At 65.2% G+C, this 23,755-nt stretch carries 20 protein-coding genes and 1 pseudogene; 9 read left to right on the forward strand and 12 right to left on the reverse strand.

Features of this window, described 5'->3' with window-relative positions; genetic code table 11:
- Positions 1-2 precede the first annotated feature (2 nt).
- From AB0J47_RS29050 to AB0J47_RS29065, 4 genes are read right to left on the reverse strand one after another with little or no spacing between them, the layout of a single operon-like run.
- Complete coding sequence (locus AB0J47_RS29050; RefSeq protein WP_364352867.1) at positions 3-1,181, reverse strand: ABC transporter substrate-binding protein; 1,179 nt, start codon at positions 1,179-1,181, stop codon at positions 3-5.
- A 36-nt stretch (positions 1,182-1,217) separates the two neighbouring features.
- The gene (locus AB0J47_RS29055) at positions 1,218-2,063 is read right to left on the reverse strand and encodes an ABC transporter permease (RefSeq protein WP_364352870.1); all 846 of its coding nucleotides are present in this window, start codon (positions 2,061-2,063) and stop codon (positions 1,218-1,220) included.
- On the reverse strand, positions 2,060-2,836 hold the full coding sequence (locus tag AB0J47_RS29060) for an ABC transporter ATP-binding protein (protein WP_364352873.1): 777 nt from the start codon (positions 2,834-2,836) through the stop codon (positions 2,060-2,062). The genes AB0J47_RS29055 and AB0J47_RS29060 overlap by 4 nt, the downstream gene beginning before the upstream one ends.
- Positions 2,836-4,095 (reverse strand): amidohydrolase family protein, encoded by a 1,260-nt coding sequence (locus AB0J47_RS29065; protein ID WP_364352876.1) that lies wholly within the window; start codon positions 4,093-4,095, stop codon positions 2,836-2,838. The genes AB0J47_RS29060 and AB0J47_RS29065 overlap by 1 nt, the downstream gene beginning before the upstream one ends.
- 199 nt (positions 4,096-4,294) lie before the next feature.
- On the opposite strand from AB0J47_RS29065, the gene AB0J47_RS29070 reads away from it, so the two are divergent.
- Both AB0J47_RS29070 and AB0J47_RS29075 read left to right on the forward strand, forming a co-directional pair.
- Positions 4,295-4,972: an XRE family transcriptional regulator gene (locus AB0J47_RS29070; RefSeq protein ID WP_364352879.1), complete on the forward strand. Its 678-nt coding sequence runs from the start codon at positions 4,295-4,297 to the stop codon at positions 4,970-4,972.
- A 32-nt stretch (positions 4,973-5,004) separates the two neighbouring features.
- Entirely contained in the window at positions 5,005-5,955 is a 951-nt protein-coding gene (locus AB0J47_RS29075) for a PDR/VanB family oxidoreductase (protein WP_364352882.1), read from the forward strand.
- A 153-nt stretch (positions 5,956-6,108) separates the two neighbouring features.
- On the opposite strand, the gene AB0J47_RS29080 is transcribed toward AB0J47_RS29075, so the two are convergent.
- From AB0J47_RS29080 to AB0J47_RS29095, 4 genes are all read right to left on the reverse strand, one after another.
- The gene (locus AB0J47_RS29080; protein ID WP_364352885.1) at positions 6,109-6,897 is read right to left on the reverse strand and encodes an SDR family oxidoreductase; all 789 of its coding nucleotides are present in this window, start codon (positions 6,895-6,897) and stop codon (positions 6,109-6,111) included.
- A gap of 71 nt (positions 6,898-6,968) precedes the next feature.
- Positions 6,969-7,544 (reverse strand): TetR/AcrR family transcriptional regulator, encoded by a 576-nt coding sequence (locus AB0J47_RS29085; RefSeq protein ID WP_364352888.1) that lies wholly within the window; start codon positions 7,542-7,544, stop codon positions 6,969-6,971.
- Positions 7,545-7,764: 220 nt separating this feature from the next.
- The gene (locus AB0J47_RS29090; protein WP_364352891.1) at positions 7,765-8,511 is read right to left on the reverse strand and encodes an isochorismatase family cysteine hydrolase; all 747 of its coding nucleotides are present in this window, start codon (positions 8,509-8,511) and stop codon (positions 7,765-7,767) included.
- Positions 8,511-10,115, reverse strand: coding sequence for an AtzH-like domain-containing protein (locus tag AB0J47_RS29095; RefSeq protein ID WP_364352894.1), 1,605 nt, complete (start codon positions 10,113-10,115; stop codon positions 8,511-8,513). The genes AB0J47_RS29090 and AB0J47_RS29095 overlap by 1 nt, the downstream gene beginning before the upstream one ends.
- A gap of 195 nt (positions 10,116-10,310) precedes the next feature.
- Here AB0J47_RS29095 and AB0J47_RS29100 point away from each other — a divergent pair, with 195 nt between their 5' ends.
- From AB0J47_RS29100 to AB0J47_RS29115, 4 genes are all read left to right on the forward strand, one after another.
- Positions 10,311-11,231, forward strand: coding sequence for an MBL fold metallo-hydrolase (locus AB0J47_RS29100; RefSeq protein WP_364352897.1), 921 nt, complete (start codon positions 10,311-10,313; stop codon positions 11,229-11,231).
- Between the two features lie 44 nt (positions 11,232-11,275).
- Positions 11,276-11,725 (forward strand): cupin domain-containing protein, encoded by a 450-nt coding sequence (locus AB0J47_RS29105; RefSeq protein ID WP_364352900.1) that lies wholly within the window; start codon positions 11,276-11,278, stop codon positions 11,723-11,725.
- Positions 11,726-11,950: 225 nt separating this feature from the next.
- On the forward strand, positions 11,951-12,943 hold the full coding sequence (locus AB0J47_RS29110) for a 2-oxoglutarate and iron-dependent oxygenase domain-containing protein (protein WP_364352903.1): 993 nt from the start codon (positions 11,951-11,953) through the stop codon (positions 12,941-12,943).
- A gap of 216 nt (positions 12,944-13,159) precedes the next feature.
- Complete coding sequence (locus AB0J47_RS29115; protein WP_364352906.1) at positions 13,160-13,453, forward strand: hypothetical protein; 294 nt, start codon at positions 13,160-13,162, stop codon at positions 13,451-13,453.
- A gap of 665 nt (positions 13,454-14,118) precedes the next feature.
- Here the strand turns inward: AB0J47_RS29115 and AB0J47_RS29120 are convergent.
- Together AB0J47_RS29120 and AB0J47_RS29125 are read right to left on the reverse strand one after the other, a co-directional pair.
- Positions 14,119-14,610, reverse strand: a complete 492-nt coding sequence (locus AB0J47_RS29120) for an RDD family protein (protein WP_364352909.1) — start codon at positions 14,608-14,610, stop codon at positions 14,119-14,121.
- A 733-nt stretch (positions 14,611-15,343) separates the two neighbouring features.
- Positions 15,344-15,908 (reverse strand): annotated as a pseudogene (locus AB0J47_RS29125) (transposase); the annotation flags it as partial.
- A gap of 858 nt (positions 15,909-16,766) precedes the next feature.
- Between AB0J47_RS29125 and AB0J47_RS29130 the strand changes: the two are divergent.
- Complete coding sequence (locus tag AB0J47_RS29130) at positions 16,767-17,531, forward strand: tetratricopeptide repeat protein (RefSeq protein WP_364352912.1); 765 nt, start codon at positions 16,767-16,769, stop codon at positions 17,529-17,531.
- A 705-nt stretch (positions 17,532-18,236) separates the two neighbouring features.
- Here the strand turns inward: AB0J47_RS29130 and AB0J47_RS29135 are convergent.
- The gene (locus tag AB0J47_RS29135) at positions 18,237-18,419 is read right to left on the reverse strand and encodes a hypothetical protein (RefSeq protein ID WP_364352915.1); all 183 of its coding nucleotides are present in this window, start codon (positions 18,417-18,419) and stop codon (positions 18,237-18,239) included.
- A gap of 585 nt (positions 18,420-19,004) precedes the next feature.
- Between AB0J47_RS29135 and AB0J47_RS29140 the strand changes: the two genes are divergently transcribed.
- Entirely contained in the window at positions 19,005-21,230 is a 2,226-nt protein-coding gene (locus tag AB0J47_RS29140; RefSeq protein WP_364352918.1) for a bifunctional SulP family inorganic anion transporter/carbonic anhydrase, read from the forward strand.
- 410 nt (positions 21,231-21,640) lie between these two features.
- On the opposite strand, the gene AB0J47_RS29145 is transcribed toward AB0J47_RS29140, so the two are convergent.
- Entirely contained in the window at positions 21,641-22,015 is a 375-nt protein-coding gene (locus AB0J47_RS29145; protein WP_364352921.1) for a hypothetical protein, read from the reverse strand.
- Between the two features lie 371 nt (positions 22,016-22,386).
- On the opposite strand from AB0J47_RS29145, the gene AB0J47_RS29150 reads away from it, so the two are divergent.
- Entirely contained in the window at positions 22,387-23,661 is a 1,275-nt protein-coding gene (locus AB0J47_RS29150; protein WP_364352924.1) for a helix-turn-helix domain-containing protein, read from the forward strand.
- Positions 23,662-23,755 lie beyond the last annotated feature (94 nt).

Below are 23,755 nucleotides of genomic sequence, written 5' to 3' on the forward strand. Positions count from 1 at the left end.
GGTCACGATGCGAATCCGATCTTGGGATCGATGAATCGGTCTGTCGCGATCTGTTCGGTCGTCAGTCCTTGTGGGACCGAGACTTTCTGCTCGGTGTAGATCGGCCGGGTGATGTCGATGACCCGCTGAACTCGTGCGGTGTCGAAATCACCGACCGTGGCATTGCCGCCGTTGCCGACCACACCGGCCTCGCGCATCCGCTTCGTCGCAAAGGCCGCGTTGCCCGTGTCGTATACCCAGCCGGTGTCGTACTTGTCGACTGCATGCACGATCAGATCGTTGGCCGTGGCCGGATCGGCGAAATAGTCGAGCTGGGCTTGCTGCATCACCGGAACAAGGCGTTGCAGGCACGCCGAATCGGCCTCCAGCTTCTCGGACCGGACCGCGAGCGCGGACTTGTAGACGGGGAATCCGGTGTCGTGCAGCAACTGGTAGGCCACCGGCTTGTGCCATTGGGGGATCTTCTGTTCGTAGAGATAGGGTTCGGTGCTGATGAACCCCTGTTGCGCCTTGGCGCCGCCGGCAGCGACGAAGTTGGCCGGTGTGCCGTCGTAGCTGCCGTCCACTTGACTCTTGTCGAGAATGCCGGCACCGGTCAGATAGTCCATGTAGGCGGCGCCCTGGAAGTACAACACGGTCGCCTTCGCGGCCTTCAGGTCGCTGATGGAGTGCACATTCGGATAGGTCGCCGGATCCCACATGATCATCTGCGGGTTGATCTCCAGCGGTGCGAAGACGCCGGTGGTCGGTTTGGTGGCCGCGGACTGGATGGACTGGTCGGTGTCGACGAAGCCGAGCATGATCGAGTCGTCCTGATACATCTGCGATGTCACGGTCTGGAATCCGATCGCGGGGCCACCGGCGCGGATCTCCAGGTCCACCCCGGTGTACTCACCGTGGGCGAAAAGCGGACCGGTGACCTTCTTGCCCGCGGCGTCGATCGCCGGGTTCGGACCGAGTAGTTGATAGAGGCCGCCGTGTTCGGCCTCCGGGTTCCAATCGCTCTGCACCACGATTTTTGTCGGGCAGACCTGCTTCAAGTCGATCGCGCCGATCGGGCCGCTGTAACCGGAAGTTGCTGTCGGGCTGTCGGTTTGGGCACAGCCGGTCAGTACGGCGAGGCCGATGACGGTCGCCGATACGGTCACGCGGGCCGAACGCGGCAGACTAAGTATTCTCATGTTTCTCCCAAAGGGGCGCAGCGGCAGGGTGGGACTTCAGTTGCGGGCGGAGTCGTACCAAGCGCCGACCAGCCGGCGAGACAGCCAGCTGAAGAACGCGAAAACTACGACGCCGAGGCCGGAGGCCAGCAGGATCGAGGCGAACAATTCGGGTGACTGCAGCCGGGATCGGTAGTTGTCGATCAGGATGCCGATGCCGGGATCGCCCTGCTTGAAGAAGAAGTCGCCGACGATCGCGCCGACCACCGCGAGCCCGGCCGAGATCCGGACACCGGCGAAAATGGCGGGCATCGCGGCCGGGAACTCGAGCTTGCGCAGCACCGTCATCCGGCCAGTGGCGCGCAGCGCGAACAGTTCCCGCAGGCCCTTGTCCACCGATTTCAGCCCGAACAGCGTGTTCGACACCACCGGGAACAGGGCGATCAGCACGCAGACGAACACCCGCGCGGTGAATCCGAAACCGAACCAGAAGCCGATCAGCGGAACCAATGCCAGGATCGGAATACACTGCAGCACAACCGCATATGGAAACAGAGCAATCTCCGCCCAACCAGCTTGCGCCATCAGTACCGCCCAGACGATCCCGAGGACCACGGCGATCACCAGACCGGTGCACGCCACGGTCGCGGTCCGCTGCAACGCCTCCCACATATCCGGCGCTCCCGGACCGAGCAGGCCTTCGGTCACCACTTCGTGTGGCGGCGGCATCAGAAACCGGCGCGACGGTGCCAGCACTGTGTAGGTCACGAGGTACCAGGCGCCGATCACCATGGCCAGGACCGCGAGCGGAGCAAAGACCGTACGCAGTTTGAACGTGCGCGCCGGGGCGGTGGTCACAACGGACTCGGATACCGTTGCGGCAGTGACTGTTTCGACACTCATGTGTGACTTCCTCGCAGCGCCTGCGAGACTCGGCTCGCGAGTGCGGTGAACTCGGGGGTGAAGCGGATATCCGGTCGGCGCGGAAAGTCGAACGGAATGTCGATCTCCTCGACGATGCGGCCCGGCCTGCCCGACATCACCGCGACGCGGGTCGAGAGGTACACGGCCTCGGTCACCGAATGCGTGATGAACAGGCCCGCGAAGCGGCGGTCGTCGAACAGTTCGGTGATCTCGTCGCCGAGCCGCTGTCGCGTGATCTCATCGAGTGCGCCGAAAGGTTCGTCGAATAAGAACAACTCGGGATCAACGGTGAGCGAACGAGCCAGCGACACCCGCATCCGCATACCACCGGAGAGCATGCGCGGCAGGTGTTCGGCGAACCCAGCGAGACCGACCAACTCGATGGCATCGTCGGCACGGCGATAGCGTTCGGCCTTGGCCATGTGATCGAGTTCGGCCAGTAGCGCAACATTGTCGCGCACCGAGCGCCATGGCAGCAGGGTGGCGTCCTGGAACACATAGCCGATCCGATTCGCCCCGACTTGGGTGTAACCCCCGGTCGCGGACTCCAGGCCGGAGGCGATTCGAAGCAGCGTCGACTTCCCGCATCCAGAGGGCCCGACGACGCTGACGAATTCACCGGCCCGGACTGTCAGATCGACGCCCGAGAGCGCGACCGTGCCGTTGGGATAGGTGAGTTCGGTCGATTCGAATCCGAGCACCTGACTGCCGGGGCGGGGCGGGGCGGCGCTCATGGTTGGCATGCTGGACATCAGACCTCCAGTACTGCGAAATCGGCTGTGCGATGGTCGGTTCGGCTGATGGATACGATCGCGCCGTCGCGAATGACGATCCGGTCGGCAGGTGCGTTCGCGACAACATCGAGCAGACTGCTGCCGCGTACGGCGAGAAATTCCGCGCGGGCACCGGGTTTCGCGCCGGCCTCGGGCAAGCCGAGCACCGCGCGCGCTCCGTCGGTAACCAAGTGCACGGCCACTTCCGGCGCCAGATGACCGGCCGTGATCAGCAGTGCGGCCGTTTCGAGTGCGTCACTGCGGCCGATCGGGTTGAACGGATCGCGGACATTGTCGGCACCGGCCGCGACGGGGATGCCCGCATCGAGCAGCGCGGCAAGTGCGGTCAATCCGCGCGGCATAGCGACCGGGTCATCCCAGCCCTGCAGATACAAATTGGTGATGGGCAGGCTGACGATCCCCACGCCACTGCGCGCCACCGTGGCCAGCAGCGCGCCCAGTTCGTCCGCGGCCATGGTGCCGAGCCTGCAGCAGTGCCCAGCGGTGCGCGTCCGGGCGGCGGGCCACCCGGCGACCCGCTCGGCGAAGTGGGCGAGTGTGTGGTGGTCGCCGCACAAGAACTCGTCGACGTGTAGGTCGGCGCCGACTCCGCGGGCCTCGGCAATGTCGAGTAGCCGGGTGAGTTCGGCGATCGGGTCCGGCGCGATATGCGGTGCGCCACCGATCAAGTCGGCGCCCGCGTCCAGGGCCGCGTGGAGCAGTCCGGGATCGGCCGCCGGGGGTGTCAACGCCACGATCTCGATGTCGACGAGCCCGGACAATCGCCTGCGTACGCTATGCACCGCGCGGATACCGCGCAACGGGTCCGTGCCACCGAGGATATCGACGTGCGACCGAATGGCGGTCGTGCCGTTGCGCAACAGGGCCGATGCCGCCGCGGTCGCCCGACTGCGGAAAGACTCCTCGGTCAGTTCGACACTGCCCTGGCGCCATGTGTCGATCGCCGCTCCGAGATTGCCGAAGGTCGGCGTGAGCGCATCCCAGCTCAGCGCCTTGTCCAGGTGTGCGTGTGGCTCGGCGGGTGCGGTCAACAGCACGAAACCGGTCAGATCTATTGATGCGTCGGAGGTTTCGTCGATCCGGCCCGGTGCACTCGGGCGAACCGCGGTCACCAGCGAGTGCCCGCCGTCGCGTCCGATGTCGAGATCGACCACCGAGCCGTCGGGCAAGGTTGCCCCGCACAGGCGCGAAACACGCTGCGGTAGCGGATGATCCATGGAGGTCCTTCGAGAGAGAAACAGGTCGTGGTGGCCCGCTCGTGGCTGGTCGGCGAGACGTTAAGGACAGAGCTAATGTTGATGTGATCAACATTTAGCACTATTCAGCCGCCTTGTTTCGGGTAGATGAACGAGCCAGCTACGGTCTTGTTAATTCGCCGACGCGGCAACGGGTGATCTAGCGTGCGGGTGCCCGTCCGTGACGCACTTCGACGATCGGTGGTGGGATATGAAGGTGGAGAACGTGACCAAAAAGGCACCCGTCGACGCGCAAACCATGCTCGGGGCCGAGATCCGCCGCCGCAGGCGTGATCGCGGACTCACCCTGGTCCGACTGGCCGAGCAGGCGCAGATCTCGCACCCGTTCCTCAGTCAGCTCGAACGTGGCCTGGCACGGCCGAGCATGCTGACGCTGGCTCGCATCGCCGAAGCGCTGGGAACCACCCAGGTCGAATTGATGCTGGCGGCGGACACCCGCGGCGGCAAGGACGCCGAAGCGACCGCCGAGGGGCAGGTGATCCGATCCCACGAGGGCGTCCAGTTGCCGCGGGGTATCGCCAGATCGGGGCAGGAAGAGGGCTCGACCCGGCTGCTGGTGCATGGGCGCGCATCGTTCTACCCGCAAGAATTCGTCGACGTGCACGCCGAGTTCGGCCCCTACTTCCAGCACGACGAGGACGAGTGGGTGTACGTCGTCGAGGGCGCGATCGTGGTCGACCTCGGTGACCATGGCCACGCGCGACTCGCCGACGGTGACAGCCTCTACTACACTGGCGGCACACCACACCGGTGGCGTGTGGTGGACGGTCCGCATGCCAGGCTGATTGTCGTGAAAGCGGCTGGGCGCGAGGCGGATTCCCGTGGCTGGGACAAATAACTAGGCGGGGCCCGTATTTCCTGGAGGCCCTGATGAATGATTCCGACTCCATCACCGTCGTCGTACGCGACCGCCGCCGAGTGGCCGAGAACATCGACGAGTTCACCCTCGGCCACCCGCACGGTGACCGACTACCGCCGTGGCAGGCGGGGGCACACATCGACCTACTGCTCGGCGACGGGATCGTCCGGCAGTACTCGCTGGTTTCCGATCCCGACGACACCACTCTCTATCGGATCGCGGTATTGCGCGAGGCGCATGGGCGCGGTGGTTCGGTCCTGGCCCACCAACTCCTGTCGATCGGCGCAACGGCCTCGATCCGGCCGCCGCGCAACCACTTTCCGCTCGTGCGTGCGCTCGGCTACGTGCTGATCGCCGGAGGTATCGGGATCACGCCGATGCTCGCGCTCGCCGCCGCCGCGCAGCGCAGCGGGCGGCCGTGGCGGCTGATATATACCGGCCGCGACGAGTCGGCCATGGCTTACCTGCGTGAGCTGCGCGAACACTACGGCGATGCGGTGCTGCCGCATCACTCGGCGCATGCGGGACGCCTGGATGTGGCGGCACTCCTCGCCGATTCGACGCCGGGAACCGCGGTACTGGCCTGCGGTCCAGCAGGGTTGATCGCCGCCGCGGAGGACGCTTGCGCGGGACTCGAGGCGGTCGATGTGTTCGCCGAGCGGTTCGTCGCGCGAGATATCGCGGAGTCTGCCGCGGCCCCGTTCGAGGTGTCCCTCGCGATGTCGGGGCTGACGCTCACGGTTCCGTCGACTCGATCAATACTCGAGGTGGCCGAGGAACGCGGCGTGGTCGCACTCTCGTCATGCCGGGAAGGGACCTGCGGTACCTGCGAGACGGGCGTGGTGAGCGGGGAGGTGGACCACCGCGACTCTGTGCTGTCGCCGGAGGAGCGCGCCGAGGGCGAGTCCATGATGATCTGCGTATCACGCTGCGCTGGAGCACGATTGGTGCTCGAACTGTGAAGCGCTGATTGTCCGGCATCGAATTCGGCGGCACGAACGCAGCGGCGGTACCGGACCGCTGGGGCTGTCCTTATCCAGACGCTGGGACCGCCTTCGCCGCACCGGGGCGAAGGCGGTCAACGCGCCGGCCGCGCGATGTCCTGATGCAGGGGGTCAGCTGGTCTTGATGGTCCCGCCGTCGATGACGAGGTCGGCTCCGATGATGTTGGTAGCCTTGCCCGAGACCAGGAACGCCACGAGGGCCGCGACCTCTTCCGGTTCGGAGATTCGGCGCGAGGCGATGCCGAACTGGTCCGGCAGCGCCGCCAGCAGCTGTTCGTGCGAGACGCCCTGTGCGGCGGCGAGCTTCGCGCCGACCCATTCGGAACCGCGCCAGATCCGGGTGCCGACCACGCCGGGCGAGACCGTGTTGACGCGGACTCCCTGCGGACCGAACTCTTCGCTCAGGCGCTTGCCGAAGGCGGTGAGCGCGGCCTTGGCCTCGCTGTAGCCGACCGGCCCGGCGGACGGGAGATGTGCGTTGATCGAGGAGACGTTCACGATCGCGCCGCGACGGTCGAGCAGGCTGGGCAGGGCGGCACGGGTCGCCCAGACGGCGCTGAACAGGTTGACATCCAGGAGGTGCCGCCACTGATCGTCGGTACTGTCGAGGAATCCGCCCAGCGTCAGTTGGTCGGGGTCGCCGCCACCAACGTTGTTGATCAGGATGTCGATGCCGCCGAGCTCTTTCAGCGCGGTGTCCACGAGCGCAGTGGCGCCGTCTTGCGAGCTCAGATCCACCGAAGCGGTGGCCACGGTGGCCTTTTCGAGTTCGGGTGTGATGGTGCGGGCGGCGCCGACCACGCGTGCGCCCGCGGCGGACAACGTCTCGGCGACGGCCAGGCCGATGCCGCGGCCGGCTCCGGTGACGACGGCGGTCTTGCCGGTCAATTCGAGATCCATGGAGACTTCCTTTCTTGAACTGCAGGTCAAAAATTGGGGTATGCGAGAGCCACCGCAATGTGGCGGATCGGTCAGAGGGCGGTCAGGGCGACGTCGATGGTGCGATACAGCGCTTCGGTGTCGCGGGTCTTGGCCATAATGCGCAGACCGACGCTCGTGTTGAACAGGAACTCGGCCGTGGCCCGCGCATCCACGTCGGGGCCGATGTCGCCGTCGCGTAGGCCCTGTTCGATCCGGGCGGCCAGCACGGCGACGATGCCATCCTCGATCCCACGCAGGGCCCGGGTGATCTCCTCGTCATGGCCACCGAGCTCGGCGGCCGTGTTCACGACCATACAGCCACGCCGAACCGGCTGTGCGACATCGGAATCCACGGTCTCACGCAGGTACGCGCCGATGCGTTCGCGGGTGCTTCCCGGTTGGAACAGCAGCTCCTCGGCGTGCTCCACGCCCATCCGTCCGTAGCGGGCCAATGCCTGGTCGAACAGTTGCCGTTTGCTGCCGAACGTGTGGTACAGGCTGCCCTTGCCGACGCCGGTGGCCTCGGCGAGTTGTGCGGGAGAAGTGCCGGAGTACCCGTGGGTCCAGAACTCTTCCATTGCGCGCTCGACCACGGTATCGGTTTCGAAGTTCCGTGGCCTGCCCATGCGATGACTCTAAATGTTATTGACCCGTAGGTCAAGAATGCTGATGGCTACGGCCGTCGACCTTCCGCGTCGCTCAGCCGACAGGCCCGAATTGGTTCCGGCGCAGACCAACCCACCCTCCCGACAGCAACTACCGCCGTCGAGAGTGTCACGGACTCCCGGCCCGTTGCCGGAACCGGCGGCGTATCACCCAATCCGGCGGACGTTCGTCGTCAACGCACTAGACGCAGACGAGTCCACGAACGAGTTCCGCGGCGGTCGCGGTGAACCCGAAACACTGTCGGACGTTGTACGTCGTTGCCTCCATACAGTATTCGGGCGAGGTGGTGGCCACCGCATCGGTGAGCAGCACCACGTCGTAGCCGATGTTCGCGGCGTCCATCAATGTCGACAACACGCATTGATCGGCGTTCACACCAGCGAACAGCAGGGTGTCGACCCGCAGGTTGCGGAGCACGGAATCCAGAACCGTATCGACGAATCCACTCATCCGGTACTTGTCGACGCGAATGTCTGCTGGCGCGATCTCGAGATCATCGACTACGTCCGCGCCCCAACTGCCCGCTTCGAGCACCGCGGTGCTCGAAGCGGTTGCCGCACTGCCGATTCCGACGCCAGTGCCGGCAGGATCGTAGACGTGCAGCACACCGGGCGGCAGGTTGGCCTGATCAGGCCGGTTGCCCCAATTCACCCACACGACCGGGATGTCGGCTCCGCGCACGGCCGGCAGCGCCGTCCGCAGAGTATCGACGGCCGCACGTGCGGGCGAGACATCCACTCCGATGCGCGCAAGCCACCCGTCGACATGACAGAAGTCGTTCTGCAGGTCGATGACGATCAACGCGGTGCGCGCAAGATCGATGCTCACCCGTTGCGGCAGAGCATCGAGCTCCAGCGAGTGCGGCGGATGGATGGGGCGACGCAGATCCGCATGGTCGCCGGACAGCGACCAGGAGTTTCGGGACATCAGATGTGGTCCTGTCGGTCGAAAGGTGGGATGGCGAAGGTGAGCAGGGTGGAGTCCTGTCCTGGTCCGGCCAGCAGACACAACCCGACCGGCAGGTTTCCCGCCCGGAGATGGGGCATCGACAACGCGGGCAGACCTGCCAGCGACGCGAGGCAGGTCAATCGCAATGTCTGCTGCCGCACCGCTTCCACCTCCGCCGACGAAGCGTCTCGGCGTGGAGCCGCCGACGAGGCGGCGGGCAGCGCGAGGACGACGCCGGGGGGAAGTATCCGCCGCAGCCGGGTGCTCATGTCGTCGAGCAGGCCGCGTGCCTCGGTCTCGGTTGCGGCGTCGATCTCGCGGCCGACGTGGAATCGAGCGGCGACATCGGGCGCCAACGCGGTCGGCTGAGCGGACACGAAGGTGCCGTGCGAGCGCCAAGCCTCGGCGGCCTGAACCGTGCGGAATGCCATGAGAACCGTGTCGAGCCCGGCGCCGTCGGGGTAGTCGAGCGCGATCGTCTCCGGCGGTGGCAATACGTTTCCAGCGGCCGCATCGCGCAGCGTCAGTGCCTGCACCGCAGCCCAAAAAGATTCGCGTGCCGCAGGATCCAGCAGATCGACCAGTTCCGGTGCCACCACCACCCTGGTGACCGGATGTACTTCTTGATTCGGCAGCAGCGCCCCGCCCGCCCTGGCGAGCAACGTCGCATCGCGGGTGAGCAGGCCCACGGCATCGAAGCTCGGTGCCAAACCCACCAGACCCGTCCGCGCGACCACCCCGTGGGTCGTGCGTAGCCCGTAGAGCCCGCAATATGATGCCGGGACGCGAATCGAGCCCGCGGTGTCGGTGCCGAGGCCGATATCGGCGAACCCGGCGGCGACCGCGGCCGCCGGACCGCTGCTCGACCCGCCGCTGACTCGATGCGCCGCAACCGGATTCGGTGTCGCGCCGTAGTGAATATTGGCACCCGCAAGTGAGAATGCCAGCTCGTCGGTGGTCGCGATCCCCGTGATATCGGCCCCTGCCGCCAGCAATGCGGATACCGCCGCGGCGTGACGAGACTCCACCGGCGCTCCCGCCAGCCAGGTCGGGTTCCCCGCTCCGATCGCGTGCCCGGCCACCGCGAACAGATCTTTGACGGCCACCCGCGCATCGCGGAGCGGTCCTCGGCCGCCGCGCACGAGCGGCGCCTCGTCCGGCGCGACACGCCAAATTGATGAGTCGGGGCTGACCGTACTGCCGTCGGTGGGCGCGGCACCGCCGGACACATGCGCCACGGTGATGGTCCATCGACCGCCGCTGTCGCGCTCCCAGACTTGGGTTTGGACACCCTGTGAACCGTCCGTTCGGCGGGTCTCCGCGACGATCGCCGAGGCATCGGAGCCGAGTCTGCGCACATATACCCGCACGAGGGAGCGGGTCGGTGCGCCGGCTCGCCCGGCCCGGAACTCGGCGATCGCGTCGTGGCCGACCAGCGCGGTTGCCGGATCACTGCGGATCGGCCGAGGACCGTCGGCGAATGCGGCGTCCAGTTCGGCGAGATCGTTGGCCATCAAGGCCCTTTCATACCGCGCGAATGCCGAACGTAGGTCGGCGTCGAGGTCATCGAGGGGAGAGATCACCGGTCAGACGGTAGCCATGAATGTTGATGTGATGAACATTGTTCACGTAAAGCTGTTGTGAACCTTTTTGCCGCGACGGGTTGATGGACTGCGACCTTCGCTCCGTTCGACGGTCGGTCCGCAACCTTTACTTCCCGGAAACGCGGCGCCTCTACATTGGCAAATGTAACTGTCATCAACATTTGAGGAGCTGCGGTGGCCTCACGAGCTCCCACCTTCTGTGCCGAAGCCGAATCCTGGTTCCATGTTCGAGACATCGGGGAGGGCATCCACCTGATCAACGAACCCGGGCATGTCGCCAGCTACCTCGTCATCGGCGAACACACCGCGCTGCTGTTCGATTCCGGGCTCGGCATCGCTCCGATATCCCAAGTGGTGCAGGCGTTGACGGCGCTGCCGGTGTTGGTGGTGTCATCGCATCACCACATCGATCACCGCGGCGGCAATGCCGACCTCGCCGCGCAGGTCGACGTTATCGACTTCGCCGCGCATCCCACGGCTGCGGACCCGAATTCCGGGTGCCTGCACACCGCCGCCGATCCAGCGTTCCTTCGTACGTATGCCGCCGCCATGTCACGGGTGGTCGCGGAGTACGACCGGTTCGCCCTGCTGGATGCCCAGTATTTCTTCACCCTGGCGCGGGTCGGTCGGTTACGCCCGCTGCCGGACCTGACGCAGTGGGCGATACCACCGACCCCGATCAGCCGGGCGCTGGCCGACGGCGAAATCATCGACCTGGGTGGCCGACGGTTCGAGGTACTGCACACGCCCGGCCATGCGCCGGACACCCTGTGCCTGTTCGACCACACCACCGGCACACTGCTCTCGGGTGACACGGTGCTCGCCGCCGCCCACTGGCTGCACGGCGCCGGAGCCGACCCAGTCCGGTTCGCCGAATCGACGCACCGCCTGTCGAAGCTCCCGATCACCCGAATTCTGGCCGCCCACAACCTTATCTGCGAACTACCGGCCAGCGCGGCCACCGAGGTCGCCCATGCCGCGGCGGCGATGCTGGAGGGAACAACGATCGCCGTGCCGGCCCGCGACATGCTCGGCCAGCCGGTAACCCGCCACGACTGCGGCCCGGTCACCCTGCTCACACCACCCGTCGGCTGAACCGCGTTCCGCGGCGATACGACGTCTACCCGAAAGGATCCGATATGGCTGGGGCGCCTCCCGTCGTACGACACCTCGCCGACCTGTCGGCAGCTCTCATCTCACCCGCGGACACGGTACGGCTGTGCACACTCGCTGGACCCGAACACGGCTCCAGCGCAAGCGTATTCCTCGAAATCTGGGAGCCGGGCGGTGCGCAACCACTGAACTCCCATGAGGATTCGGCCGAAATCTTCATCGTGCTGGCCGGCACCGCCCGCGCGCACAGCGACACACACGCCGTCGACCTCGGCGCGGGCGACGTACTGATCCTGCAACCAGGATCCGAACACCGCATTCTGAACACCTCCGGCACCGAACGGCTGTACACGATCACCGTGATGGCGGATGACGCAGGATTCGCTGATCTCGTCGACCGCGGCACGCCCACGCCGCTGTCCGACGCGGATATCCGCACTCTGGCAACAGGATTCGAGTCCGTGCCGGGTCATTGAATTTGCCGCCGGTCCGACACTCAGCACTGCAACGCAAATCTCACTGCCGATAGCAATCGGGGTGCGTTCTCGTGTCGTATCTGTCAAGGCCGCGACACCCGATCCTGCGCCTCGGCGGCGCGAATATACCGAACAACCCGCGCGCCAAGACGTCGTCACCAAGGAATTCCTCGACCCGACGATCAACGTCGACAGCTGAGAACCCCACGCAGACAAGGACTGACAATGACCGAAAGCTACGACCAGCCCGAGGTATCCCGCGAGCAGCAGATGGGCGGCCTCGGCGTGGAGACCGACGCCCGCGATATCCGCGTCATCGACCTGACCGATTTCGCGGACCGCCGCGCCGAGATCACCGACCAGCTATGGGCCGCGGCCACCGAGATCGGCTTCTTCCAGCTCTGCGGGCACGGCATCCCGCAGCACCAGATCGACACTGTATTCGCCCGCACCGCAGCATTTTTCGCGCTCCCGGAGTCGACCAAGGCGCGATATCCACTGGTCAAGGCGAATAACGCCGGGTGGGAGAGCCTGAGTCAGGTACGCCCGTCCATCGGCGTGCCCGATCAGAAGGAGTCCTACCAGATCACCCGCCCGCATATGGCCGAGCTGTGGCCGAGCGAAGCGGAGTTGGTCGAATTCCGCGCCGACATGCTCGATTTCGAGTACCAGGTGTGGACAGTCGCGATGCGCGTCCTCTCCTGCTTCGCCGATCGCCTCGGCCTGGACCGCAATCACTTCACCAAGGCGCATGATCCGGAATCCCCGCAGTACCAGAGCACGCTTCGGCTGTTGCACTACTTCGCTGTTCCGACAGAACTCCAGGGCGTGCCGGGTCGCTGGCGTGCGGGTGCGCACACCGACTTCGACTGTCTGACGCTGCTTTTCCAGCGGGACGGGCAGGGTGGCCTGCAGGTCTGCCCCGGCAAGGAGATGCAGGAGCAGCAATGGACGTCGATAACCCCGTCGTCCGCACTGATCACCTGCAATATCGGTGACATGCTCACCCGCTGGAGCGATGACGAACTGCCATCGAACTTCCACCGTGTCCGCAGCCCAGGCGCGGGCGAGTACCAGGGCGACCGCTACAGCATCGCCTACTTCGCCCAGGCCGACCGCAACGCAGTCATCCAGGGGCCACGCCACAAGTACCCGCCGGTGACCGCCGCCGACTTCCTCGCTCAGCGCGTGCAGGCCAACTACCGGGCGCAAGGGTAACTTCACCACCGAAAACGAAAGACCAACCGCAGGAACACGAGTCCGGCCGAGAACCCATCCTGCTCACTGATTAGGACCGACTGCGATGACCGACCACCTCCGCGCTGCTCGGCGCATCCGCGCACCGGCAGGTCAGGCAGTTGGTTCTGTCCGGCGAGCTGGAGCCGGGCACGCCGCCCAGCCCTGGCCGCCCGGCTCGGCGTGAGCCGGAGCCCGGTGCGCGAGGCCGTCCAGCAGCTCACCTATGAGGGGGGCGGCCGTCAATGTCCCGCATGCCGGCGCCCGGGTCGCCGCATCGACGACGAGCAGGTGCGCGACGTCCTCGCGGTCCGCGCGGTGCTGGACGGTCTGGCCGCCGCCACCACACTCACTGAATCCGATCCGGTAAAGCTAGCGACCATCCTGACCGCACAGGAGGAGAACCTGCGCTACGCAGCCGACCCGGCCCGCGACACCGAGCTCGACCTGGAATTCCACACATTATCGGAGCCAGCGAGATGCGCGGCCTGACACCGGCCAACCGAGACCGGATCACCGCGTCCCGCAACGAGATTCAATATCTTCTCGACGACGACATGGATGCCGCGATCGCCGAGGAAACCTGCCCCCCGACCACGCCCGCGTCGCCGGCCGTGCAATCGCGACCATGTGCACCGCACTGCCGCAATGGTTTCGACTCCAGGCCCCGTCACACCCGAGCAGATCGCCACGGAATACGCGGCTTTCGCGCTCCGCCTCATCGGAATCCAGTAGGGCCGGTTCTCAGACCCGGATGAGATCGAGCTGACGTCGATCCCGCAGCTGAACGCCGTGAGGTCGTCGTCGAGTATGACCTCGCGGCTGGGTTGGAGTTCGCCGGGAAGGGCCAGCCTCCGTGCACACTGCTGGCCAGCCCGAACAGGAATAGGTGTGCGTTTGGTGCCCGCCTCGAGTGTTTCGCGGACGCGGGGATCGATTTCACCGAATGTCGGTGCCGTGGTGCCGACGGTCACGAGGTCGGCGGGGGAGATACCCAATTGGGTGAGCAGCAGCCGTGCCGCGGCGACGGTTTCCGCGTTGGCGGTCGGTGTGTTCATCGGCGCACCTCGAGCAGGCGCAGGCTGGCCGCGCACAGTTCGTCGAGTGCGGCGGGCTCGAACGTTTAGCGAAGGATTCTCCCGAAGACGTGGACACCGTCAGTGGCCACTCACCGCCCTAGAAGCACGGCGCATTTCGTCGCGGCGACGCACGGTTCGCAGACCACACGCCTGCCCCACGCTCGCACCCTCCAGGACATACTGCAGCGCGATCAGAACAAAGCCGAACAGCCACCGCCACAACGTCTGCCAGAAGCGCGGACGCCGGCCATTCTTCCACCGCACCACCCGCATTCCGAACAGCAGTTTGGCGACGCTGCCACGAACCAACAATGTGCCGATCACGTGATTGACGAAAGATACCGCAAAGACACAGGGAACGAAACCCGCGAGGAATTCCACAGCGCCGTCGGTATCAGGAAAAATCCGTACCGAAACACCCAGACCGACAGTCAAGGCCAGTAAGCCGTCGAGCACGGCCGCCAAGGCCAGGCGATTCTCACCTGCTTCCTCGGGCACATCCGCCTGCGGCCGAGATTGCGGATGCTGACCACCCCCGCGGGCTCGAGGACCCGGATATTGAACACTCATCCGACGCATTGTGCCTCACTCCCCGGATCCCACGCCATACGCTCCACCCGTAGCGAGATCCGCACACGAACGATCAAAAGCCGTCAGTGACGGGCAACCGATCGCTCACACGGTGGCCACAGGAATTGGCCGACCAGAATGGGGCACCGAGGTCCGGGTCCTTCCTCACCGATTCCCCTGGTCGGACCCGATCCCCGACTTGTGGGAACGCTGTACGGAATGCGTTGCCCTGCATCCGGTCTGAACCGGGCATCACGAATCGGTCGTGCCGCACCTGCCACATCAGACCCGTCCGATTATCGGTGCTGGTCCGGTGAAAATCGCTGAGTCAATAGCAGGACAATCTATTGTCTCGGATCCGCAGAAGCTCGGGCTATACCGAACTGAACTTACTGGGGAACGTCGCCCCAGCACGTTGGCCGTGAACCAGTGAGTACACAAATGAGGTTGAGTACACCATTGAGCAGATATCCAGAGCCACTGAACGATCCCGAGTCGATCGGAGCCGCTACGGTGGTCGAGGTTTCAGCAGAAAGATCGGAGGCGGCCGACGCGGTCGGAGCAATGGTCGCAACCAAAGCCAGACCAGCGGCGACGCCCGCCAGCGAACGTTTCAGCCGAACATGTGCCGTACTAGTTTCCATGGATCGTGTCTATCTTGATCGGAGCGCAAGGGGCAATACTGCAGGGCTCCCAGGGTCGGGGATAACTCGAAGTCTCTCAGCTTGTGCTTTGCGTCGGCGAGGTCGAAGTAGGCGTCGATGACGCGTTCGCGGCGTTCATAGCAACGTTGCAGCCTGTTGAAAGCGTTGTGCCAGGAATTCGTTCGCTCCACGTGCCAGCGCTGGCTGGCCTGGATCGGCGCTTTCGCGCCCTTGGTTGCGATCTGGCCTGCAGGCTGCGCCCGGCCAGCAGGTCCCGGGTCTTGCCCGAGTTGTAGCCGGAGTCCAAGTGCACGGTGATCTGCTCCGGCAACGGCCCGAGGTCGTCGACGCGATCGAGAGTCAGGGCCAGCAGCGGAAAGTCGGGGCGGTTCGCGCCGGGCTAGGACCTGCCTGTGCGGGATGCCGTAGCCGTCGACCAGCAGCGACCGTTTCATGCCCTTTTTGTGGCGGTCCACCGGAGACGGTCCGGCATGTTTCTCCACCGTCGGGTGCTTTGGTGATGCAGCCGTCGACAGCGATGTCGTCGAGGACCAGCCCGACGATGCGGTCGTAGGTGTCCAGCGCGATCGTCTTCAGCCGCGCGAACACACCCGCGGTAATCCATTCGTCGCGGCGGTTGCCGATCGTGCTCGCAGGCCGGAAGCCTTGCCGAAGCCGCAGCTGGTCGGCGATGACCGGGTGTCGCGGGGGTCGGATTTGTGCTCACCGCCACGCGTGCCGTGACGCGCACGGTTCACGGTCGGGCCGGGCACGTGAACCAGCTGGTGACCGGCTTCCAGCAGCATCGCGGTGGCCAGTCCGGCGATGCCACCCATGACGTCGATACCGAGGGGGCCGGCCCGTGCTCGGTTCCGGCCTGCCGAGTTCTGCGAGGAAACCTGTTGGTGCTGTCGGGGTCGTTGTCGACCCGACGCGAGATCACCTCGCTGCCGGTATCGGTGACAACGACTGTCACCCAATGGAATTCCTTGGCGATGTCGATACCCGCCACCAAAAGCCGTGATGCCTCCGATCCCTCATCCAATCGTGTCGTGCGGCATCCCCGTTCCGCCGTCAACGCCCTGCACAGCGATGGTCCGCAGCGCCTAATCAGCGGTCGGAACAAGGTGGTGGGACCGGCGGGGGAGCCACCTGAGCCATCGAGAAGCAGCGCGATGAAAGCTATACCGATCCCACCTGGCCTGCCGATCATTCCGGACAACCGACGGCACGTCACGAAGGTAGGACGCACCCAATCGTCCACTCGGACAGCGGTGCACGGCGGCTGGACAGCCGCGAACGTGATCGAGGGGCCGGAGATGAGCCACGCCCCGTCGAGCAGCCGAGCCTGACGGCGGCCTCTCGGTGCCCGCGTTCGGTGACTACCGGTGGGTAGGGTGCTGCCCGTACGTCAGGTAGCGCCCGAGTCGCGTGCGGCGGCGCTTGCCAGGGGTGCGAATACGTACTGGCGCAGCGCGATACGGTCGGGGGTGAGCGCAGGGAAGGTTCGGTATGAATGGTGATGGTGGGGCGGCGGCGTACGAGCGTGCTGAGGCGTTGACGCGTGCGGACCGTGCGGCGGAGGCGGAGCCGGAATATAGGGTGGCGGCGTCGGCGGGGCATGTCTGTGCGATGCGGACGTTGGGCTTGCGGGCTATCGAACGCGACGATGAGTCCACTGCCGAGACGTGGTGGGTGCAGGCGGCCGCCGCCGGGGATGCGAAAGCGATGCACAACCTCGGGTTTCTGAAATCCGAACAGCGGCAGCTCGCTGAATCGGAACGCTGGTATCGGGCTGCAGCGGGAGCTGGGAATGCTGACGCGGCATTCAATCTGGCGTTGCAGCTGGTCGAGCGAGGGGATAGAGAGGAGGCAGTCGAATTCTATGCGCAGGCCGCCGAGGCGGGGCATACGAAGGCGATGAGCAACCTCGGCAACCTGCTGTCGGAGCTGGGACGGGACGAGGAGGCCGAGCGGTGGTTGCGGGTGGCCGTCGACGCGGGTTCCGGTGCGGCGATGGCCAACCTCGGCTCGTTGTACTTCCGGTGCGAGCGGGTCGCGGAGTACGAACAGTGGTGGCGTCGTGGGGCCGCGGCGGGCGATGTCACCTCCATGTACAACTTGGCGGTGGTCCTCGAGGTACGGGACCGAGACGAGGCGGCGGAGTTCTTTCGCGCCGCCGCCGCGGCCGGCCACCCGTATGCGGAGGAAAAACTGCAGGGGCTGCTGACCGGCTGGACACGCAGCGGCGCGCCGTACATCGCCGGGATCTTCTGACCCGCCGGAACCGGTGCCTGGCGGGTCGACTCGAGGTGGCCGATCTTGTCGTCGACGTTCGCGACCGGTGCCGGTGCAGGTTGATTCGTGGACCGGACGATCAGGCCCGGATGCAGCCTGCCCGTGACCCCGCCGTCCATGTCTCCCTCGACAACCCAGGCGCGGTGGCTGTGCTGCTGCAGGGACTCGGACCAGCCGCCAGTCCTCTAGGACAATGGCAACTGGAAGGTCAACGGCACCCGCAACGGTGTCCAAATCGAAGTCATCGTCGCTCCCGACGGCTCAGTCGTGACCGGCTACCCCATCGGCGGTGAAGGGGAGTCAGGAACGACGCGAATGGCAACCCGATCAAATAGGCTAGGAGAGCGATGAATCCGGACAGTGCGGCACGAGAAGCGCGAAAAAGTGAGTGAGACCCACAAGCCATCGGAGCCCGTAACCGTCGGCTCAACAACCTTTTCCAAAGAAGCGAGATCGACCAGCGCCCGGCGCAGTTCAGGCACTGTCAGGTCGAACATTCAGCGTGACAACAGCTTCAACCAGTAGCGCACTACCCGGTATGGCCGCAACCGACGTTACTGCGTCCGCGAGCCGACACCGCCACCCGGTGAACTCCACCGAGGCCGCGCGACGGTGGCGACTCCGAACTGGAAACAGAATCCTGCTCGCCATGAACGGTCTCGCCACCGCCGCACCCAACTCGAACTAGCCGATAGGCAGGCAGAAGGTGTTCTCCGCCGAGCCAAGGGGGATGGGAATACACAATTCCACCGAGCCACCGACCGGAGTGGCCGTCGCGGCTGCTGCCGAGGCTGTACCGCTGCTCAACGCGATTGCGGGCAGCGCGAACGCGAATACGGCGAGTCGACGGATAATTCTTGAATTCATACAGTCATCCTCAGTTGTGCTGTGTGACAAGCCCCGAACTCGAGGCGGCCCAATCAGATCACGGCCCGCGGGACCGCGGCCCGCCGTCGGCAATAATTTGGGTTCTCAGATTATGTGTTTGCGGAGTTTTCGTGGATATGCCCAATAATTCCGCGGTATTCACGAAAACAACTGCGTTGTGAATACACACGAGAATTCTGAAGATCAATTGTGGTCTTTCGTCGCAGCCGTCGAGTACCTGGAGTCGGCTACGAGGGCATGGCCGCCACGTCAGCTTCCGTGGCATCTATGCTTGTGCTTGCGCTTTGTGGGGCTCTCGAGTCTGTCGAATTCCCGGTCACTCTGTCCGAGACGCGTTGTGGTGGCACCGAAAACACTGCCTTTCGGAATAGTGTCGGTCACAAACATTCGCCTAGCCCGTTTTTCGCTGTGCTGCTGCCATTACTTTGATCTTGGAAACTCCTCACGCCTGAGAGGCTGCTGGACATCGAGTTCTCGGACATCGTTGTCCGGCAGCTGCTTTCGATGTTTGGAGAACATGTTCGACAAACTCGGGTCGGCCCATCGGCCTGGTGAAGGAGAAATATGTCCACCGACACCGATACGACGCCCGAATCGGATGCCGTGCCGGGCAGGTTCTGGTCCGATCGGCTTTCGTCGATCACTCGCCATGATCTGCCCGCCTCGATCGTGGTGTTCCTCGTCGCCTTGCCGTTGTCGCTGGGCATTGCCATCGCCTCCGACGCCCCCATCGCAGCCGGCCTGATCGCGGCCGCCGTGGGCGGCATTGTCGTTGGCTTCCTGGGTGGCTCCCCGTTGCAGGTCAGCGGGCCCGCCGCCGGTCTGACCGTGGTGCTCGCCGAGACCATCCACCAGTTCGGCTGGAAGACAACCTGTTTCATCACCGTCGCGGCCGGCCTACTGCAGATCATGTTCGGGTTGAGCCGGATCGCGCGCGCCGCATTGGCGATCGCGCCGGTAGTCGTGCACGCGATGCTCGCCGGTATCGGTGTCACCATCGCCCTGCAGCAAGCGCACGTGCTGCTGGGCGGCTCGTCGCGCGGCCCGGCTTTCGAGAACATCACCGAGTTGCCCGGTCAGCTGCTGAACCTGCATGGTGACGACTTCCTGGTCGGCGTGGTCGTCATCGGCATCATCGTCGCCTGGCGTTGGGTGCCGGAGCGGGTGCGGCTGATCCCGGGCCCGCTGGTGGCGGTGCTGGTGGGTACGGTGCTCTCGCTTGTGCTGCCCGGCGATCCGGAGCGCATCAAGATCGATGGTTCGCTGTTCGACGCTATCGGCCTGCCTGGCCTGCCCGGCGGCAACTGGGGTGCGGTGGCGCTTGCGGTGCTGACCATCGCCCTGATCGCCAGCGTGGAGAGCCTGCTGTCGGCGGTGGCGGTGGACAAACTACACACCGGCAAGCGCACCAACTTCGACCGCGAGCTGGTGGCCCAGGGCGCGGCCAACATCACCTCCGGCATGCTCGGTGGCCTCCCGGTCACGGGGGTGATCGTGCGCAGCTCCACCAACGTGGCCGCAGGAGCGCGCACCCAGGCCTCGGCGATTCTGCACGGCGTGTGGATCCTGGTGTTCTCCATCGCGCTGGTGGGCGTCGTACAGCAGGTCCCGAAGTCGGCACTGGCCGGGTTGCTGATCGTGGTGGGCATGCAGCTGGTGAAGCTGGCCCACATCCGGCTCGCCCATCGCACCGGCGACCTGGCGGTATACGCGGTGACCATGGTCTGTGTGGTGTTACTGAACCTGCTCGAGGGCGTGCTGATCGGCCTAGCGCTGGCGTTCGCGATGCTGTTGTGGCGAGTGGTGAAGGTGTCGGTACAGGCCGCGCCGGTGGCGGGCACCGACCGCTGGATCGTCACCATCGACGGCACGTGCACCTTCCTGGCGCTGCCGAAGCTGACCAAGGAACTAGCCAAGGTCCCGACCGGCACCGACGTACTGGTCGAGCTGACCGTCGACTTCCTCGACCACGCCGCCTACGAGGCCATCCACGACTGGACCCGCCAGCACGAAAGCATCGGCGGCAAAGCGGAATTCGTGGAGATCGGCACTGCGCGCATGGAACACGCCATGACCGGACCGCCACGGCGCGGACGGGCGCGCGGCATGCTCGACGAGGCGCTCGGCCCGTGGCGCGACCGCAGCGATAACGCGGTCGCGGCCGGTGTGGCCTCCTATCACCGCAGCCACGCGCACGTGCTGCGTCCACACCTGGACGAGCTGCGGGATCGGCAGGATCCGCACTCGCTGTTCCTCACCTGTACCGACTCGCGGATTGTGCCGAACGTGATCACCAACAGCGGCCCCGGCGACCTGTTCACCGTCCGCAATGTCGGCAACCTGCACCCCGCGGACGGTTCGGACGCCTCGGTGGAAGCGGCGCTGTCCTTCGCGGTGGACAACCTGAAGGTGCGCAACGTGGTGGTGTGCGGCCACTCCTCGTGCGGTGCGATGAAGGCGCTGCTCGCCGGCACCTCCGCCGGACCGAGGTTGGACGTCTGGCTCGCCCATGCCCGGCCCAGCCTGGACGCCTACCGGGCCGAGCACCCGGTGCGGTTGGCTGCGGCGGCCGCGGGCTACGACGAGGCCGCTCAGCTGAGCATGGTGAACGTCGCCGTGCAGCTGGAGACCCTGCAGCATCATCCAGTTATGCGCGAGGCCGTCGCGGAGCGCGGCCTGACGGTGTCGGGCTTGTTCTTCGATATCTCCACTGCATGCGTGCTGGAGGTCACCGCCGATGGCATCAGCCAGATCACCGACCAGGACGCCGCCGCACCGGTCACCGTCTAACCGATCGGATGCGAGTTCACCCGCACGCCAATCGAAGTCGTGCCAGGCCTCGACGTTCTCGCAGCCATGCCACAGCGGCGGTGTTCGCCCAGCATCCCGGCTATCGGATCATCGCACCGCACTCGACCCGGTACCTGTGACATGTCCGCAGGGACAGGTCGACCATGCAGCCGCAAGGACTGCGGGTTGTCTTTCCGGGCTGCAGATCGAGGAGATCGTTCGGCGACACCGCTCCTCGGCACTGTTCGTAGACGGCGACCTGGAAAACTCGTCCAGTACCTGCATTCCGATATTCCGCGCCACAACACTGACGGGCGCCCGCCGGTGCCGGAGCGAACCACGATCGCGGATCCTCAAACGGCTGCTCACCGGAACCGTGCCCGCCAGCTCTCCGGCTATGCCACCGACGGTCAGGCATAGGCGCGCGAGACGACGGCGATGAGCTGGTCGAGGATACTCGGGGGAGCGATTTGTTCGAGCCCGACTTCCCGTCCGCCGTCGACGACGCCGGTGGCCGAACCAAGTCGACCCAACGCCGCTGTCACACTTTCGGTAACCACCGCGTGGACCGTCTCGATCGGGATTCCGTCCTGTGCGCAGCGGGTCGCGGCGTGCTCGAACCAATCGAATGTGAGGGCACCCGAGGCTTCGGCGGCGTCGAATACGACGAGCGCACGTTCGATGCCGGCCTTGAGAACTCGGTCCGCGACGGTATGTCGAGGGCGTCCGTTGTGGGCGGATGTTGCGCCTGCTGTTCGACGTTCGTCGTGCGGGTCCACTGCCATGGCGCTCCCTCTGCCGCCCTTCAGACATCGACGGTACGGGCTGATCGCTGTGGCTTCGCGCTGACCGGCTCATTTCAGTGATCGAACGAACCGAGCGCCGTCTCGATTGTGATCCTTCCCTACGATCTCGGCCCGGTGGCGTGCTCGGCGATCTCGGCCAACGTATTGCCGATACGCGACGCCAACCGGACGTTTGACCAATCCAGCGACCGCGTATCCAGGGGCGGCGCCTTCAGATCTGTGGTTGATCACAGCGGCGTGATCAACTCCATTCCCCAAAACCCAGAAGCGCAGATAGCCGGACCGATACCGGCGATCGCCACGTTACCGTTATGTGCTTCGCCACGCCGCGGGGATGGAAGGGAGTCACAATGACCATCGCCAGTTCAGCCCGTCGGGACTTGATCGTCTCGGGCCAGCCCGTCACATCGCCATTGAAAGACGTCCGGACACTATCGCGGAAAATGGTCGGCCACTTCGTCGAGCACATCGTTCCCTGCCGGACGTTGCCCGGCGAGGCGCTCAATGGCGACATCACCACGATCACCCGGACCTGCCTCGAGCTCGCCGTGAGCATGCTCGACGGCTCCGATGGCCCCGAGCGGACCCAGAAACTACGGACTGCCGCCGAAGGCTGGGCTCGCGAAGGCATCCCGATCGACACCATCCACCACGCGGTACACGAAGGGTTCAAGCTCGGCTTTGACCTGGTACTCGCCGATGCGACGGCCGCGGACTTCGACAGCATCAAGTCGGCCAGCCGGCGACTGCTCGAAATCCTCGACACAATCACCGCCACCGTCTCCCACGCCTACGTCAAGGAGTTGCGGGCCGTGGTCAGCGACCACCACACCGCCGCGCACACGCTCACCTCAGCTCTGCTCGGCGGCAACTCCACCTCTACCATGGCGCGCGAGTGCGGCATAGAGATCGCCGAATCCTATTGGATTCTCGCCGTGGCCATCCCAGCACACCCGGAGGAACACAACCCGCGCCTGGATGCCAAAGTCGTTGCACGACGCAAACTTCGGCGTATACAAGCGGAGCTCGCCAAAAAGTACACCGGCAATGCGCTTTCACTACTCAGCGTCGACGGCGGCACGATCCTGCTACCCGAGACACTGGTGCCCAACGAAGACCTCGACGCGTTCATCGATGAACTGTCACGCGCCGCACAGGTTCCCATCACCGCCACAGTCGTCACTTCCCCGACCTCCCGTATTCCGGGCGCCACCGATCAAGCACACGAACTCCTCGACATGGTGCAGCGGCTGCAGTATGCGCGCGGACTATATCGCTTCGATCAACTCGCGATGGAATACCAGCTCACCCGCCCGGGCCCTGGTCTGGAATGGCTTCGCACAATTTTGACCCCACTCGACGAACACCCCGAACTCCTCGACACACTCCAACGACACTTCAGCCACAACCTCACCCGCCGACGCACTGCCCAGGCGCTGCACGTACACACCAACACCGTCGACTACCGACTCAAGAGAATCGGCCAACTCACCGGCTTCGACCCAACCAAACTCTCCGGTATCTGGCACCTCCGAGCAGCTCTGATCGCCCGCGGATACCCGCAGCACGCAACCGACACAACCAGCCGCCCCGCACTCGATCAGCCAACTCGAACGCGACCATAGGGTGTGCGCCACCGCAGCAGCAACCACCGGTTGGACATCGCAGGCGACGGCAAGACATCAGACACCACCCGAACCACCAGTTGAAAGCCCAATA

The organism is Nocardia sp. NPDC049737 (genome assembly GCF_040674755.1).
Classification (GTDB): domain Bacteria; phylum Actinomycetota; class Actinomycetes; order Mycobacteriales; family Mycobacteriaceae; genus Nocardia.

Excerpts from the sequence above, each read along its gene's own strand:
- AB0J47_RS29140 (WP_364352918.1), top strand. The coding sequence starts at position 19,005 with ATGTCCACCGACACCGATACGACGCCCGAATCGGATGCCGTGCCGGGC.
- AB0J47_RS29080 (WP_364352885.1), bottom strand. The coding sequence starts at position 6,897 with ATGGATCTCGAATTGACCGGCAAGACCGCCGTCGTCACCGGAGCCGGC.
- AB0J47_RS29105 (WP_364352900.1), top strand. The coding sequence starts at position 11,276 with ATGGCTGGGGCGCCTCCCGTCGTACGACACCTCGCCGACCTGTCGGCA.
- AB0J47_RS29150 (WP_364352924.1), top strand. The coding sequence starts at position 22,387 with ATGACCATCGCCAGTTCAGCCCGTCGGGACTTGATCGTCTCGGGCCAG.
- AB0J47_RS29050 (WP_364352867.1), bottom strand. The coding sequence starts at position 1,181 with ATGAGAATACTTAGTCTGCCGCGTTCGGCCCGCGTGACCGTATCGGCG.
- AB0J47_RS29110 (WP_364352903.1), top strand. The coding sequence starts at position 11,951 with ATGACCGAAAGCTACGACCAGCCCGAGGTATCCCGCGAGCAGCAGATG.
- AB0J47_RS29055 (WP_364352870.1), bottom strand. The coding sequence starts at position 2,063 with ATGAGTGTCGAAACAGTCACTGCCGCAACGGTATCCGAGTCCGTTGTG.
- AB0J47_RS29145 (WP_364352921.1), bottom strand. The coding sequence starts at position 22,015 with ATGGCAGTGGACCCGCACGACGAACGTCGAACAGCAGGCGCAACATCC.
- AB0J47_RS29065 (WP_364352876.1), bottom strand. The coding sequence starts at position 4,095 with ATGGATCATCCGCTACCGCAGCGTGTTTCGCGCCTGTGCGGGGCAACC.
- AB0J47_RS29120 (WP_364352909.1), bottom strand. The coding sequence starts at position 14,610 with ATGAGTGTTCAATATCCGGGTCCTCGAGCCCGCGGGGGTGGTCAGCAT.
- AB0J47_RS29135 (WP_364352915.1), bottom strand. The coding sequence starts at position 18,419 with ATGAATTCAAGAATTATCCGTCGACTCGCCGTATTCGCGTTCGCGCTG.
- AB0J47_RS29085 (WP_364352888.1), bottom strand. The coding sequence starts at position 7,544 with ATGGGCAGGCCACGGAACTTCGAAACCGATACCGTGGTCGAGCGCGCA.
- AB0J47_RS29090 (WP_364352891.1), bottom strand. The coding sequence starts at position 8,511 with ATGTCCCGAAACTCCTGGTCGCTGTCCGGCGACCATGCGGATCTGCGT.
- AB0J47_RS29075 (WP_364352882.1), top strand. The coding sequence starts at position 5,005 with ATGAATGATTCCGACTCCATCACCGTCGTCGTACGCGACCGCCGCCGA.
- AB0J47_RS29060 (WP_364352873.1), bottom strand. The coding sequence starts at position 2,836 with ATGTCCAGCATGCCAACCATGAGCGCCGCCCCGCCCCGCCCCGGCAGT.
- AB0J47_RS29130 (WP_364352912.1), top strand. The coding sequence starts at position 16,767 with ATGAATGGTGATGGTGGGGCGGCGGCGTACGAGCGTGCTGAGGCGTTG.